Source organism: Bacillus sp. FSL E2-8900 (assembly GCF_037966225.1).
GTDB lineage: Bacteria > Bacillota > Bacilli > Bacillales > Bacillaceae_G > Bacillus_A > Bacillus_A cereus.
Genome location: NZ_CP150193.1, coordinates 2,525,626 through 2,540,535, shown reverse-complemented (window position 1 = coordinate 2,540,535; position 14,910 = coordinate 2,525,626). Strand labels below are relative to the sequence as shown.

The window sequence follows — 14,910 nt, the reverse complement described above, 5'->3', positions numbered from 1 at the left end:
ATCGGAAAAACCAACCACTTTGAATCTTTTAAATAAACGAAGGAGTTTTTTATATGACAACCGATAAAAAAGTGCCCAAATATCGGCAGATAATAGACTATATGAAAGAAAAAATTGAAAACGGAGAATGGCCAATTGGAAGTAAAATCCCTAGTCAGCGGCAGTTAGCAAAATTATTTCATGTAAATCGAAGTACTGTAATAAATGCGCTAGATGAACTTATGGCAGATGGTTTAATTCAAGGACAAATCGGAGCAGGAACAATTGTAACAAATAATACATGGTCATTATTAGCAACTAATCCCCCGCCCGATTGGAGTGAATATGTAAAGGCCGGTATTCATAAACCAAGTAAGTTAATGGTGCGAGAAATAAATGAAGCAGAAGCAAATAAAACGCTTATCCATCTTAGTAAAGGTGAACTTGCACCTCATCTTTTTCCGCTCGAAACTATGCAATCTATAATTAAAAACGTCAGTGAGGAATTAGATTATTTCGGATACGAAGAACAAAAAGGTTTTTATCCGTTACGGGAAGCAATAAGTAAATACGTAAAATCATTTGGAATACATGCATCACCGGGTTCTATATTAATAGTCTCGGGTGCACTCCAAGCATTACAATTAATATCAATTGGTCTTTTACATAGAAAATCAACTGTTTTACTTGAACAACCTTCTTACTTATATTCACTTCATGTTTTTCAATCAGCAAATATAAATTTATCCGGTATATCAATGGATCATCACGGTATTTTACCTAACGACTTATTAAAGCGAATTAAATATAGTCAAAAGAATAATATTTTATATTCAATCCCTTGTTTTCAAAATCCAACGGGGATATTGATGTCCAAAGAGCGAAGAAAAGAAATATTAAAAATATGTGAAAAAGAGCAATTGCCTATCATCGAGGATGATATTTACCGAGAGTTATGGCTTGATGAATCACCTCCAGCTCCTTTAAAGTCGATGGATAAACATGGACATGTATTATATATTGGTAGTCTCTCTAAAACACTTAGCCCAGGACTTAGAATTGGATGGATAATCGGACCAGAACCTGTTATTGATAGATTGTCAGATATAAAAATGCAAACAGACTATGGATCCAGCTCTTTATCTCAAAGAGTAGCTGCTGAATGGATAAATGAAGGTTTTTATGAAGCACATGTAGCAAACGTAAGAATGCACCTGAAAGAACGAAGACAAATAATGATACGAGCTTTAAATAAATATTGTGCAGATATTGCATCATGGGATATTCCTAGTGGTGGATTTTTTATATGGCTAAAGGTTGTACATAACATTCCGATGAAAAAACTATTTTCAGAGGCACTATCAAAAGGAATTCTTTTAAATCCGGGACGTATTTATGAAGAAGAATCAGATCAGTACATTCGTTTATCATATGGATATGCTACTCCAGAACAAATGACTAACGGAATTAAATTGCTCAGTGAATTAATTCGGAAGTTAACGGCATAAAAAAAATCCTCTTTTGTTTTTGGAGGATTTTTTTATGTATCTTATTTACCACAATTTCATTTCCTGCCCTAATAAAATAAGTTCTTCATAAGGATCTCCGTCAATATTTAATACTTGAGCAAAAGCAGGTTCTGTTTTTAAACCTTGTTCCTTTAAGTGAATAACTTCTTCCCTTATATGGGGATGCTGCATTAATAACATGTGCTCCACTATCATATGTCTATATGCATTTTGATTACGCACTGGCTTAGGTTGAGCAAATAATTCAAATTCAAAACCTTCGAATTCAAAATTCACCTTTATCGATTCAGTACCTTTAATTTTTTTCTTTTTAATGTTGAACCCTCCATAAGAACCATATAAAGATCTCATTTCCTGCTCAAAAACATCAAAGTTATATACTTCCATTACAATATCTAAGTCAGATTGAGGAGTATCAATTCTTATCGGGATTGTCCCGCAAAGAACGGGATTATATAAAGCTAATCTTCCATTATGTTTAGGCTATTCAAAACATCATATATTTTTTGTTGCTTGTCATTGCCCGATTGTAAATATGTAATAGATGTAAACATAGAAGTCTCTCCTTCATTTAACATAATAATCAGCTCACTAAATTTGAGAAAATAGTTCAATCATTGGATTTTGTTCTAGGAGTACCTTTATTTCAATATATTAAGCCGAACTAACTATATTTTTCAACTTTTCTCCTATACTGCAATACTATAAAAATAAAAAAGGAGGAATTATTATGAGCATTTTTAACATTCTTTTAACCGTACACATCCTATTTGGAACAATATGCTTAATCACTGGTATTGTAGCGATGGTTGCCCAAAAGAAGAAAGGAAAACATACCGAATGGGGCGAAATATATCATGCATCCTATGTTGTCATTACCCTTACGGCAATACTATTATCCATTATCAACTGGGATAAAATTGCATATTTATTTTATGTAGCAATCTTCTCTTATTCATTTGCGATTTATGGATACCTTGCACGAAAAAAACGTTGGAAAAATTGGCTCCATCACCACATTAGAGGTATGTTAGGTTCTTATATAGGGGCAGTCACCGCACTTTTAGTAAATGTCGGCATCCATATTCCTATTATAAATTTACTTCCGCCAATATGGTTTTGGTTTTTACCCACCTTAATTGGTATCCCCCTCGTAGCCAGTGTATCAAAAAAATATAAAAAGCGTAGTTGAAATTAATTACATTTTGATTACTTTCTGATTATTAGAATGAAAAATTATACTCTATGTATCACGAATGATATCATGAGTGCTCGCCCTATGAATATTTAAAATAAAATGCCGCCCAACAGGACGGCTCTTATTTTTACTTTACAAACGTAACATATTCACCAGAAACCCATTGATTTCCACCAACATTATACCAACCATCTTTATATCCAAATGATTGATATTTTTCACCTTGATACACGTTTTTCACAATGCCGTAATTTGTTCCTGGGCCGGTACGAACACGCAATAACATCAGCGATTATAGTAACTACACCTACACCCTCGTTTGATGATTGTGAAGGTGTTGGTACATTTCCTCCCGTATAACGAATATATGATGGATCGTTATAAATCCACTGATCGCCACCGAGATTTAACCAGCCATTTGATTGTCCAAATACTTTGTAGGACTCTCCTTTCCCTAATTGACGAATAACGCCATATCCAGTACCAGGTCCTTTTCGTAAATTTACATTACTACCGTTAATATAAGCAATCCCTACACTATCATTCGACGGGGGAGGAGTCACTACGTTTTGAGCACCTTTTCCAAAAGTATCCGTTCCATATCCTTTGTAGTTATATTGCAAATGCGGGCTATCCACAAATCCTTTCCAGTCACCGCCCCATTCAAAGCCAATTTGTTTAGCATAACGAATTGCTGATGCCCACGGTTCTTTATTATAGCCATTCCAATCTTCTGTACCATTCGACTGAATTGGAACAAAATCTAATGCCTGTCCTACTAAGTGATATGAGCGCATCGTTTGTGATGCTCCTTTACGAACATATTCACGTTGTTGCTCGACCGTACGGATTGTTTCATAAATTAATACTTCAATTCCATTGTCGATACAGTACTGATACCACTTAAAAGCTGCAGCTTTCGTATTATCCGCTAATTTATTCAGATTACTTACATTTCTATTGTGGTATTTCAATATGCAACATCTCCTTTTCTATTATCCTATGCAAAACTCGTCTCATGGGTTGTACATATACCTAGAACGATCCGAAGTACAAATACATAAGAAGCCAATTCATCTAAATAGATTTACATTTCTAGCTTCAAACTTTGTAAACTGAAATCGAAGCAATAAAAAAACCGCAACCCAGGTCTTCTAGTTGCGGTTTTTGGTATTTTCTTTTTATATGCAACATGCCACCTTGCATTATTAATCCTAATATATAGGTTGTGTAAATTTTCCCTTTATGAATAACACTTCTTATTCATGACTTTTCAAATCCAATATTGAATGTAAACGATCCGGATAATTAGTAAACATCCCGTCGACTCCCCATGAAAGTAACTTTTTCATATCTTTTTCATTATCTACTGTAAATGGATGAACTTCTAATCCGTTTTTCTTTATTTTATTTACATAATCTGAATCAATATATTTGTAATTCATACCAAGACCTATGCAGTACGTTTTATACTTTTCTATCTCTAATTCTGTTAATTGAACTGCTTTTTTATAAGGTAATAATTGTACTAAAGATATATTACTATTTAAGCTATGAATCTTTTGCAGACTTTCTTCACTAAACGATTGAATAATAACTTTATCCTGTATTTCATAGTGATTAATAATTTCTAATAATTTTTCTTCCATTCCTGGATATTCATTAGGTGATTTTGTTTCAATATAATAGTTTGCGTTATGCCCAAACGTTTCAATAATTTCTGTTAATGTTGGGACTTTAGCATTTTCAAATTCTTTCTTTGCTAAGTTCGGATATTTTTCGTTGAAAAAAGAATCTGCATTTAGTTGCTTTATTTCTTCTAATGTATGCTCTTTCACTAGCCCAGTACCATTTGTTGTACGGTTTAAGGTTTCGTCATGCATTGCCACTAAATGCCCATCTTTTGTCATTTGGAGATCAATTTCTATATAATCTCCATTCATTTGTTGGCCTAATCGATATGCTGCTATTGTATGTTCAGGCGCGAACGCAGAAGCACCTCTATGTGCGATATTTTTTATATGATTTGATTGATTCATAGCTTTAGTATACTTATGTTCATTAATTTTCTGAAAAACAAAGATACTTATTATTATAAAGGCACAAATTATTGTAACGAGATATATCTTTTTCATAACGATTTATAAGCTCCTATATAAAGACAATTTAACTTGAATGATTTACTCAATTACATGTCGATTTTCCAATACAGTCATTTTGCCGATAGCTTGAAATCCCGATTTTTTATAAATATTGATTCCATCGGTTGAAGCTTGTAATACACAATACGTATTTTTAAATTTTTGTGCTTCTTGCAGAAGGAAATTGAACATAGTAGATCCGAATCCTCGTCCTCTCATTTCTTCTTTCGTTGCGATGTCATAAATACCAATACTATCTTTTGAACATATCAATGAACCAACAGTTACGATTTCACCTTCATAAAATCCTAAAAATAGTTTCATATTCTCACTGTTCCATAAATCAAGATTAGAAATTTGATTATAGAATGCTTGTACATGTATAGCTTCTTCTGATGTGCCGAATAGATTAGCTAACGTTTCTCCAAATTTTTTTATTAGTCCAGGTGAAGATGCTTGTTGAATTGTAAAACTTACTGGCATGTGTATTGTTGGAGAAATTGTTTTTAAGTCTGCTACCATCGCAATATTTTGCTCCGCTTCTTTTAAACCGATTTTATTTAACTCGCTTTTTATATCCCGCTCTTGCTCCTCATCCCATAACCAAACACTCATTGGAAATTTCTTTTGATTATAGTATTCTACCTCCTTATATAATTTCTCGACCCCTTCCGTTAAATTATTGTTCAGTAGAGTGATGATATTGAATGTATCGGCAGGTAATCCGCAATCAACAGCAATATAATCTTTCGTTTCTTTTATACTCATTCCGGGCACAAATTGCGCAACATATGAAGTTTTAAATGCAAAGTTATCTATTAGTAATTGTTTATAATTCATCAATAGTTCTCCTTTTCATAAAAAGTAATACTCGAATCTCTCTATATTAAATATAACATATTAGAAATTTACCTTTTTTTATAAAAAGTACCTCTTTAAACTGTGCTCTATAGTTTAAAATAATTAAAAATGATATAACGTTGTCGGAATGAAAAAAGTGGTATATAATAAATATTAACATTACTAGTAATTATTTTAGGTATTCCTAGAATAAAGGAGCGATACATATGAAAATTACTATTTATTTCGGAAGTCATGAAGATCAAGATGTTCGTACTATGGACTGTCATTTAGATGTAGAAGATACAGAAGAGATTGTTTCTGTATCATAATATAAATAGTTAGGGTAAACCCTATTCCCTACAGCGTTTAAGGCACCTTTTATAAGGTGTCTTTTTTGTTATATTTTCATCAAAAACCCTTTACTTTATAGCGTTTTAATAGTAAAATATAATTATACGAACAAACGTTCTTTTTTATTTTAAACGTACATGAAGGGATGATTTTAACAATGGCTCCATTAAAGCGCAGAGGAAGAAAAAAGCAAGCACCTATTATTTCAAATACAGGCTTTATCGGCTCTGTCTTTATTGATACATTGGAGTTACAAAAGAAATCCTATTATTTCGCTCGTAAAAAACTTCAAATTGTTCATCACGTATTAGATGGTCTCTCTGGAGCAACAAGCGCTTTGTTTAAAGAACATAACATTTCAGCATACATGTCATGTGTATATTTACATAAACAAAAGAAAATTGGCTTTGTTCTTTCAACGAAACCATTTGAACAAAGTGATGGCGTTGCTTATTTTGTAAATTATTTAATCGAAAAGAATTTTTACGGCGGCCATGACGAAGATGTAGAATATCAAGAAGTATTTAATACAGGTTTTATCGGTGTAGTATTCGCTGATTTATCTAGTATAGATCGCTTTAATTTCGAGTTTGAAATGGGTATGTTAACGAAATTAATGAAAGATATGATTATTCCGGTTAAAGAACTCTTTTTACGCCACAATGTACCGGCATACATTTCCACTTCTCATTTAGAAGAACAAAACAAATTAGGTTTCGTTCTATCTGTCAAACCATATGATGAACGTGCAGAAGCAGATTTATATTTTGAAGCGTATTTAAAAGAGCGCGGGTTATTTATTGGTGATGAAGAAGATGATATGGATAAGATTGTTATTAGAAAAACAGCTGAATTACGATAGAAAAGCGCAGGATGCTGATCCTGCGCTTTTTATAATTTATGAAACTGATTTACCAAATAAACGGTATTAATTTTTTTGTTTTCTGTTTATAGACTGTAAATTGTTCTTCATACTTTTTCTGTAAGTAACCATCAGATTTTGGAATATATTCAAAAACGAATACAAAGAACAGGCCTAGAGGTATAAATAAACTATAAATATTGCTAGCGATAAATGCTAAACCTAACACCCAAAGGCAATCCCCCAGATAATTAATATGAATCGCATATTTAAATAAACCACCTGTATATAGCTTACCTTGATTTACAGGATTGTCTTTAAAGGATTTTCTAAGTAGCTCTGAAACTGTGTTTAACATACTTCCTCCTAAAAACAATATCCAACCTATTGTAAGTAATATTAAATTAGGATCCTGATTACTAGTAATCATTAAGATTGGAAAACCTAAATAATAAATTCCAAAAGCAATACTGTTCATAATGGCTTCTTGCCATGAAATCCCTCTAGGCAACCATATAAACATCATAGCCGTTAATCGTAAAGCGGTGATAATTAAAGCTATAAACAGCCCTATTGAAATGCCTGGTTTGAAATAAGTAATGAAAAGTAAGTAATACGCAATGATTAGATAGATAATCTCAGTAACTAAAATTAATATTTTTTCTTTTATTGTTGGCCGGTTTATACCATACATTGTGATACGCTCCTTCCTTTATTCATTTTATAGGAAAATAAACTTCTATGATATTATTCTCCTCCTGTGTGCTATAAGGATTCGTTTTATAAACTTCAAACGGAGCTCCATTCAGTTTATAGTTATTTTCTTCAATCCAAACGTGTAGCTTTGTATGAATAAAAGGTAATTCTTCGTAAGAACCAATAAGCGTAGCCATTGCGCAAAGACCGGGATTAAACACTTTTGTTTTATTTGTGGCTTCTGCAAGGGGAATCGCAATTTCCACATCATAATTTTCAGGTACATATTCTGAACTATGGAAAATAGCAAGTGGTTTTGCAATAGGTAATAAATTTTCAAATGAAATTTTACTAAACAACTCATTAAAGTGTGTTAGGAAATCAACGGTATTAATTTGTTTTCGCTGAGATGATATATTATAGGTTAAGTGATTTACAAGATTAATCTCAATATGATTTAAGTAACCTATGATACTTTCCTCTTCATCTAATTGTTGAATATCACGCTTTAATTTTTTTAATAAAGAAGAATAATATGTTATCTGCTGTGTTAGATTTTCTTGTTTGGTTTTCATTTTAGAGTTAAGCAATTCAGTTTTCTCCCGATTTTCTAAAATATCCTTAATTTCTTCCAGCGAAAATAAATAAGTTTTTAATCGTGTAATCAATAAAGCTATTTCTAATTGGAAAATATCATAGTAGCGATATCCATTCTTAGGGTCTATGAAAGCTGGTTTTAAAAGCCCAATTTCATCATAATAGCGCAGCGTCTTCATTGTAAGATGAGATATTTTTGAAAACTCTCCAATTGAAAGCATAACACTCACCTCCTGTAATTAATTATTTTAAATATACTGCTTCCTGTAAGGGGAAGGTCAATCAACAAAGTTAAATTTTCTTATTGTATTTAGAACGATATTCATCCCCCTCAACCTACAATTTTAAAGTAGTCTCCAAAACGAATATGTAATCTTTTCAAAATTGTTCATGGGAAATCAGCCGATTTTTTCATTTTATAGTATTTGCATTTCTTATCTTGAAAAATGTAGCAGTATCCATTATATAAATAATCTAAGATCTACTAAGCGCTATAATCTTTCGAATGAACTTCTAATATGAAACAATTCGATGAAACTTTAATTACTATTAAATATAAGATTCCCCCTACAATTGTAATCATGTAGGCTGGAATATAATTTAATAATAGACCGGATAGCGCCATTGCTATAGGAAGCATCATTTTACTTATACTTAATCCAATGCTGAGAACCCTCCCTCTATATTCATCAGGAATCTCTTTTTGCATGAAATAAGCTATAGGTATATCAATAAGCACTATAATTAGTCCTAAAAAGAACATAACAACACAATAGGTAATAACGTATACAAAATCATTTACCTCAAAACTTTTGAATAAAACTGGAATTCCTGAAATAATCATAAAAACCGCCAACATAAAGCTTAACTTTTTCAAAAGATAAGCGTAAGAAAAACGATCGGTTATCTTTTTTACTAAAATCGCACCAATTATCATGCCTACTGGAAAAGTCCCTTGAATCATACCAAATTGTTTAGAACCAAGATCGAGAACTGTATTAATAATGTATGGCAATGGAACAGTTACAGCAAACCCTAAGAAGAAATTAAGTGAAATTAAAATACTGAACGTATTTTTTAAGCTTTTCCGCTCCGTTAAGTAAGAGTATCCCTCCTTTATATCTTCAATAAAATTAATTTTTCTAATTGAACATTCCTCATTTATGTTTTGCTCAAACAATTTAAAGTTAATAAATAATATGGAAATAGCCGAAAGGATAAATGAAATACCGTTTATAATTATAAAAATTTTAATATCAAAGACTGCAAAAACAATACCACCTAACATAGGACCTAGAATTAAAGATATAGAATCGATAATTTTATTTATAGAGTTAATACTCATTAGCCTCTCTTTGGAGACGATATTTGGTTTTGCAGCTTCTAATCCTATTCCAAAAAATGTTGTAAATACCGTTATAAGAAAGGTAGTAGCATAAATGGTGAATAAGTCTAATCCATAATTACTGCTAAATATATAAACAGTAATTAATAAGCTTCCACTTAGTAAATCCATACAAATGACCAATTTCTTTTTATCAACTTTATCTGCAATTACACCAGCAAATGGATTCATAACAATCATCGGAATAGTTCCTAAAATAAGCGTAATGGCAAAATTTAATGCTGATCCGGTTATATGTAAAACATATAATCCTAATGCAAAACTATAAATAGAGCTACCAAATATTGATACTGTTTTCCCGAATGAATAGAGACACATATTTCTTAGTTCTTGGTTTCTTTTTTTATTTTCTATATGTAATCGTAAACTTCCCATCACTTTTCCCCCTACCTAACTTTGTGTTACGTACATTGTAAGTTCTTGGGTCAACCCAATAGCAATATGTACTATTTGAAAAGTTTTAAGGGGAAATAAATAAAAGATGGGGTTAACCCCATCTTTTTCCGAAAAATGAATATGTATAAATTTCTTCTCCTTGAACAAAGAAATCCTCGTACCTTCCCCCTCGTATCAAATAATTTGAAGTACTTTCATCAATAGATTGAAACTGTAAATTTTCGATTTCTTTTGTTACTTTTGCAGATGTAAAATTCTCTCTGAGTCTAGGTGCAATTTGGCTATTTATGCTGAATTTATTAAATAAAATAAATGAACTTAATAAATAACAATTGTGTTTAAAAAGGGAATTTAATTCACACAATAAGAACTCCTCATATTCAAAACTATAATTACTTGTACCTGATTGATCGATTACAATATCAACAGAATTATTCTGAATAGGTATGTTTAGAAAGTCGGCACAGATAAATACAATATTTCTTTTCACATTTCTTCTCTCAATTACATCTTTTAAAAGTAAAAGTTTATTCAAATCTCGATCAACAGCAATATATAAACACTCTTCCGGTAGTTCTTCATAAATATTTCGTAAAAAGAACCCAATACCAGACCCTAAATCAAGTAGTATTTTTTCATTTAAATCTAATTGCATTAGTTTCTTTTTCGCCCATTCTCCTCCTCTTTGAACATTTTCCAAAAAAGCAGTATCCGTTTCATGGATATAATCTGAAATAGAATCTTCAAGTGATTTCCTCTTATACACCTCAAATAATTTTCCAGCTGTTAAAACTCCGGAAGTAATCGCGTATTCTTCACCACAATTACAAAGTAATTTCCCCTCAACAATTTGATTTTTATTAATAATGCCATCTTCAAGAATTAAATTTCCGTTACACTTAACACATTTAAATAAATGAAGTACTTTTAAATCTACCCCTAAAATTGAACTCGAAATTTCAGTTTCTATAGATAAATTATTTAACGTTTTCTTTAATTTATCTTTTCGTTCCTTTAAGGTTTTTATCTCTTGTTCAATCTTTTCATATTTTACTTTAAATAAAGATTGATAAAAAATATCCTTTTCATAGTCTAAGGATTTCCCTAAATTTTTATAAAGAAACAGTTCTTTAATTTCATTCAAGCTAAACCCTATCCATTTGTACTCTAATATAAGTTCTATATCCTTTTGACAATACTCGTCAAAAAAATAGTGACTTCCTTTTTTCTCAGGAATAACGAGTCCGAGATCCATATAATGTCTAATCGTATCTACACTTACATTATTTACTTCTGCAAACTTACTGATTTTCATCCTAATCACTACCATTTATATATTTGTTTATACATACTTCTTTATTATTTTAAAAAATCCTTTCATCTCCCTATATAAAATTGTTTATATTATGAAAAAGATGTAATTAATTTTAGAGTTCCGCCACATATCCATCAAGCTAAGCTTATTTAAATTTAGCTACTCTTTTTAATCTTGAATTTTAAAAAAGAGTAGCAGGTAGTACGGTTATGTCTATATATCTAAAAAACTTAAAATTAAACTATGAGTTCATGGATAAATTAAAAACTGCGGCGTAAGTACTACAGTTTCTTCCTTCTTCATTGAGTTGAAATATGTAAAGTTACGTACTTTAACTGTAGCGGACTTGTACTACGCGTTCATATTAATTTTATAGACGTTTAAGGATTTTGTTTTATGGTAAGTATTTTTGCTGTGAAATCAGGATTGTAAATATAGATGAACGTGATTCAAATCAAAAAAAGGTACTCCTAGAAGTACCTTTTTTACTATTCTATATGTGCGAACGCTTTCAAGATTATTGGATATAAATTGATGTACGCATTGTATTAAATGGTGAATTTATAGATGTCTTTTGGTACTCAAACGTTCCTTGTTGGTGTCCAGAAGCATCCCATTTATAATACCAGCCAACGATTGGTCTTCCGCCAATTATAGTGGAATCAATACTTTTTACATTAGAACCATTCATTTTAGCAAATGGGTTTTGGCCATAGCCCATTTCTTTCGTTGTAATATATAAATATTTTCCCCCGTGGTTACGCGATGTGCTGAAGCTGTTCTGATTAATTGTTTCTACCCCGCCTAGCTCAGACTCTACTTGTACGACGTTTAGTGAAGTAAGTGGTGCTGCTGGTCCAGCTGAAGCTTCTGTTGCCATTCCTAATCCGACGAACGCTGTAATTGCTAACGATGAAATCCCTAGTGCTGCTTTTTTAAACATAAAAAACATCCCCTTCCATCTATTGTTTTCTCTTTCATTTTCAATATAATCCTAATAACCTTATATGTAAATAGATTGTAGCTGTATAAATATTAGTGCGAATATTCTATTATATATTTCTACAATTCTATTACTCAATATGAATGATTTACAGTGCAAAACGAAATACACACATGTCAAGTTTGTAGTGTTGACATAAAAATTGTAAACTGGCTTATGCCTCGTATTTATCATATTTTATATCCAATATTCCTAAGCTTCTGTATTCTAGAATGTTTTTACTACAACTATTCATTTTTTCTTTGCAGGAACAACTGTGATAACATCTCCTTTATCATTTAAAGTCAGAGAATGTAGAAATTATAGCTAGCTATTGATATGCTACCTACTACGTACTGGAGCGCAACCTATCTGATAGGTGAATGATTCATGTGAAAAAGGAAACGCTACCAGTTCTATAGCACCTCCTTTTTATTTAATAAGTTAGACAGAAAGAATAGAAATAATGTTTTTCCTGTTTCACTATCCTTTTGTTTGTAAATGAACTGAGTTTTGAAAAACTATCCTATATAGTATGAATCGGGTATAGACATTAAATAATAGAATAGGGCACCTATTACTCCACAAGTAAAAATAGTAAATCCCATATTTCTTATGCCTTTAATTTTTGACCACAATCCAATAAATCCTGCTATTAACCCACTTAAAGAGAATAGTGAAAAGTTGGAAACGGGTGTAAGAAGAAATTCCGCATTAATCCCTGTCCCCCAACAAACAATAGGTAACACGACAAGGGTAAGACAAAGTAATCCCATTACACTTACAAGTAATTTAAGATATTTGATACCTGCAATAATTAAATAGATTCCACCTATAAATCCACATAACCAGTAAATTGGCATAAAGTAAATCCAAAGAAAATGCAAGATGATCATATGTAATTTCCTCCTATTTATTTTCGCTCATTGTAGTTCTGGTTATTTGATGTTCTGAATTCGTTGCTAATTTATTAAGTTGATTTAGCGTTTCTTCTAAATCAAACGAATTGAACCAGCGGTAATCCTGTCTGTCTAGAATACGATAATGCTGACTAATTAGATTTTGTTGTAAGCGAAAGTTCCCTTTTTCTTGAATCTGCTTCCACCAGACTTTTCCTCCCAATGTTTTTTCTTTGAAGTTGTTAGTGCTATTGTGGGCCATTGTTTCGATTACTACTAATGGATCATCCCCAAGAGTATTCTGTAAAACTTCACTATCTCTAAACAATGCACAAATAGCAACAGTGTTGGTCCAACCTGCATTCGTTCTCCCTTTCTCAATTTGAACAAGCGTTTTTTTTGATATGCCGAGAACTTCAGCCATTTTATCTTGTGTATATCTTTTTTCAGTGCGTATTAACTTTATTTTCATTGAAATAAGTTCAATTGCATGCTCCTTATTCACTTTACTTCCCCCTCAAAAGTAACTAATGTGTTATTTAGTGTAATTTTACACTTTAATCAATTCGTTTTCAACTCAATCCTCCTTAAACCTTGTAAGAAATAATTGGATAAGTCATAAAAAAGGCATTCCACAGTTATATATGAGAAGGTAACTCGACCATCGATTTCTAACCTCGATGGAGATATGTCGAGATCACATTTCATTTTAATTAAATAAAAAACCCGTGAATAATTCACGGGTTTTACTTTAATAACTAATTGCTATTGTACCTTCACCTGCATGAACCGCAAATGAAATTGGTAATGGATATAATTTGAAATCCATTTCAGGGAATGCTTGTCTAATATCTGCAATCCATTCTTCGGCTCCATCTTTATCATTAGCATGGAACATATGAAGTACTTTGGGTAATTCTTTTTCAAGTTCATTTTTAATATATTCTCGACATTTTTGGATTTTACGAACTTTCTTTTCAAGTAAAAGCTCTCCACCTTTTACTTCTAATATTAAGTTAACACTTAATAAACTTCCAAGTAAAAATTGAATGCCCTTTACACGCCCACTTGCATAAAGGCCTTTTAAACTTTTCGGGAATACGTGGAAAGGTCTTCTTTTTTCCTCTACTAATGTTTTGTGTATATCTTGTAAAGTCATACCATCATTGTATAACGATTTCGCTTTTCTAATTAGTTCATCCATTGGATAACTTGTTGTTTCACTGTCTAATACCGTTAATGGAAAACCTGCCATTTCTGCAGCTAACTTCATATTTTGATAGGTTCCACTTACTTTTCCGCTAATAGCAACTGCAAATCCTTCTTCATATTCTTCTTTGCATTTCGAAAATAACTCTACCATTTCCCCTATGTTAGGCTGTGATGTAGTGACAGTTTTACCTTCGTTCAAAGCATTATAAACGCGCTCACGCACACCTTCTTCACAATCTTTGTACGACACACCATCAATAATAACTTCAATTGGGATAACAAAGTTATCTCCTTCTGTTTTAAAACTCGCAGTTGTACTATCAGTAATCCAAGCAACACGATTCATGTTGTTCCTCCCTTAATTCAATTCCTCTTTTCTAATTTTTCTATATATTTATGTTATGAAAAGAGAATATCCCTGTAATAGTAACAGGACTTTATTGTTTTGGCTATAGTAGATGCATATTAAATGTGACTATTTCTTGTCTATTTCACAAATAAAAAA

The 14,910-nt window shown here is 31.6% G+C and carries 13 protein-coding genes and 2 pseudogenes; 3 read left to right on the top strand and 12 right to left on the bottom strand.

Annotated features, from left to right (window positions below; genetic code table 11):
- Nucleotides 1–53: 53 nt before the first annotated feature.
- Nucleotides 54–1,487 carry a PLP-dependent aminotransferase family protein gene (locus NST90_RS12960; RefSeq protein ID WP_000205599.1) on the top strand — a complete coding sequence of 478 codons (1,434 nt, stop codon included), beginning with the start codon at nt 54–56 and terminating at the stop codon, nt 1,485–1,487.
- Nucleotides 1,488–1,532: 45 nt separating this feature from the next.
- On the opposite strand, the pseudogene NST90_RS12955 reads toward NST90_RS12960, so the two are convergent.
- A pseudogene (locus NST90_RS12955) lies at nt 1,533–2,062 on the bottom strand (DUF4269 domain-containing protein).
- 176 nt (nt 2,063–2,238) lie between these two features.
- Here NST90_RS12955 and NST90_RS12950 point away from each other — a divergent pair.
- A complete protein-coding gene (locus tag NST90_RS12950) occupies nt 2,239–2,700 on the top strand; it encodes a hypothetical protein (RefSeq protein ID WP_006929674.1) in 462 nt (153 codons plus the stop codon).
- A gap of 133 nt (nt 2,701–2,833) precedes the next feature.
- Here the strand turns inward: NST90_RS12950 and NST90_RS12945 are convergent.
- The 3 genes and pseudogenes from NST90_RS12945 to NST90_RS12935 all read right to left on the bottom strand — a co-directional run bounded on the left by NST90_RS12945 (nt 2,834) and on the right by NST90_RS12935 (nt 5,687).
- Nucleotides 2,834–3,680, bottom strand: a pseudogene (locus tag NST90_RS12945) (M15 family metallopeptidase).
- 285 nt (nt 3,681–3,965) lie between these two features.
- Nucleotides 3,966–4,841, bottom strand: coding sequence for a glycerophosphodiester phosphodiesterase (locus tag NST90_RS12940; RefSeq protein WP_046392769.1), 876 nt, complete (start codon nt 4,839–4,841; stop codon nt 3,966–3,968).
- Nucleotides 4,842–4,886: 45 nt separating this feature from the next.
- On the bottom strand, nt 4,887–5,687 hold the full coding sequence (locus tag NST90_RS12935) for a GNAT family N-acetyltransferase (RefSeq protein WP_001107062.1): 801 nt from the start codon (nt 5,685–5,687) through the stop codon (nt 4,887–4,889).
- A gap of 511 nt (nt 5,688–6,198) precedes the next feature.
- Here NST90_RS12935 and NST90_RS12930 point away from each other — a divergent pair.
- Nucleotides 6,199–6,903 carry a hypothetical protein gene (locus NST90_RS12930; protein WP_025709380.1) on the top strand — a complete coding sequence of 235 codons (705 nt, stop codon included), beginning with the start codon at nt 6,199–6,201 and terminating at the stop codon, nt 6,901–6,903.
- A gap of 49 nt (nt 6,904–6,952) precedes the next feature.
- Here the strand turns inward: NST90_RS12930 and NST90_RS12925 are convergent, their stop codons facing one another.
- The 8 genes from NST90_RS12925 to NST90_RS12890 form a co-directional block, all read right to left on the bottom strand.
- Nucleotides 6,953–7,597: a DUF1295 domain-containing protein gene (locus NST90_RS12925; protein ID WP_000274257.1), complete on the bottom strand. Its 645-nt coding sequence runs from the start codon at nt 7,595–7,597 to the stop codon at nt 6,953–6,955.
- A 22-nt stretch (nt 7,598–7,619) separates the two neighbouring features.
- Nucleotides 7,620–8,417 (bottom strand): MerR family transcriptional regulator, encoded by a 798-nt coding sequence (locus tag NST90_RS12920; protein WP_000948769.1) that lies wholly within the window; start codon nt 8,415–8,417, stop codon nt 7,620–7,622.
- 263 nt (nt 8,418–8,680) lie between these two features.
- Nucleotides 8,681–9,976, bottom strand: a complete 1,296-nt coding sequence (locus NST90_RS12915; RefSeq protein ID WP_046392768.1) for an MFS transporter — start codon at nt 9,974–9,976, stop codon at nt 8,681–8,683.
- A 112-nt stretch (nt 9,977–10,088) separates the two neighbouring features.
- Nucleotides 10,089–11,312: a MerR family transcriptional regulator gene (locus NST90_RS12910; protein ID WP_025709376.1), complete on the bottom strand. Its 1,224-nt coding sequence runs from the start codon at nt 11,310–11,312 to the stop codon at nt 10,089–10,091.
- A 517-nt stretch (nt 11,313–11,829) separates the two neighbouring features.
- Nucleotides 11,830–12,255, bottom strand: coding sequence for a DUF4879 domain-containing protein (locus tag NST90_RS12905; protein ID WP_000472917.1), 426 nt, complete (start codon nt 12,253–12,255; stop codon nt 11,830–11,832).
- Nucleotides 12,256–12,815: 560 nt separating this feature from the next.
- Nucleotides 12,816–13,190, bottom strand: coding sequence for a hypothetical protein (locus NST90_RS12900; protein ID WP_000584709.1), 375 nt, complete (start codon nt 13,188–13,190; stop codon nt 12,816–12,818).
- 13 nt (nt 13,191–13,203) lie between these two features.
- A complete protein-coding gene (locus NST90_RS12895; RefSeq protein ID WP_001031006.1) occupies nt 13,204–13,698 on the bottom strand; it encodes a helix-turn-helix domain-containing protein in 495 nt (164 codons plus the stop codon).
- A gap of 246 nt (nt 13,699–13,944) precedes the next feature.
- Complete coding sequence (locus tag NST90_RS12890; RefSeq protein ID WP_025709375.1) at nt 13,945–14,751, bottom strand: DegV family protein; 807 nt, start codon at nt 14,749–14,751, stop codon at nt 13,945–13,947.
- Nucleotides 14,752–14,910: the final 159 nt, after the last annotated feature.

What these genes read in the sequence shown, in the direction of transcription:
- NST90_RS12960 (WP_000205599.1), top strand. Translation starts at nt 54, where the DNA reads ATGACAACCGATAAAAAAGTGCCCAAATATCGGCAGATAATAGACTAT.
- NST90_RS12950 (WP_006929674.1), top strand. Translation starts at nt 2,239, where the DNA reads ATGAGCATTTTTAACATTCTTTTAACCGTACACATCCTATTTGGAACA.
- NST90_RS12940 (WP_046392769.1), bottom strand. Translation starts at nt 4,841, where the DNA reads ATGAAAAAGATATATCTCGTTACAATAATTTGTGCCTTTATAATAATA.
- NST90_RS12935 (WP_001107062.1), bottom strand. Translation starts at nt 5,687, where the DNA reads ATGAATTATAAACAATTACTAATAGATAACTTTGCATTTAAAACTTCA.
- NST90_RS12930 (WP_025709380.1), top strand. Translation starts at nt 6,199, where the DNA reads ATGGCTCCATTAAAGCGCAGAGGAAGAAAAAAGCAAGCACCTATTATT.
- NST90_RS12925 (WP_000274257.1), bottom strand. Translation starts at nt 7,597, where the DNA reads ATGTATGGTATAAACCGGCCAACAATAAAAGAAAAAATATTAATTTTA.
- NST90_RS12920 (WP_000948769.1), bottom strand. Translation starts at nt 8,417, where the DNA reads ATGCTTTCAATTGGAGAGTTTTCAAAAATATCTCATCTTACAATGAAG.
- NST90_RS12915 (WP_046392768.1), bottom strand. Translation starts at nt 9,976, where the DNA reads ATGGGAAGTTTACGATTACATATAGAAAATAAAAAAAGAAACCAAGAA.
- NST90_RS12910 (WP_025709376.1), bottom strand. Translation starts at nt 11,312, where the DNA reads ATGAAAATCAGTAAGTTTGCAGAAGTAAATAATGTAAGTGTAGATACG.
- NST90_RS12905 (WP_000472917.1), bottom strand. Translation starts at nt 12,255, where the DNA reads ATGTTTAAAAAAGCAGCACTAGGGATTTCATCGTTAGCAATTACAGCG.
- NST90_RS12900 (WP_000584709.1), bottom strand. Translation starts at nt 13,190, where the DNA reads ATGATCATCTTGCATTTTCTTTGGATTTACTTTATGCCAATTTACTGG.
- NST90_RS12890 (WP_025709375.1), bottom strand. Translation starts at nt 14,751, where the DNA reads ATGAATCGTGTTGCTTGGATTACTGATAGTACAACTGCGAGTTTTAAA.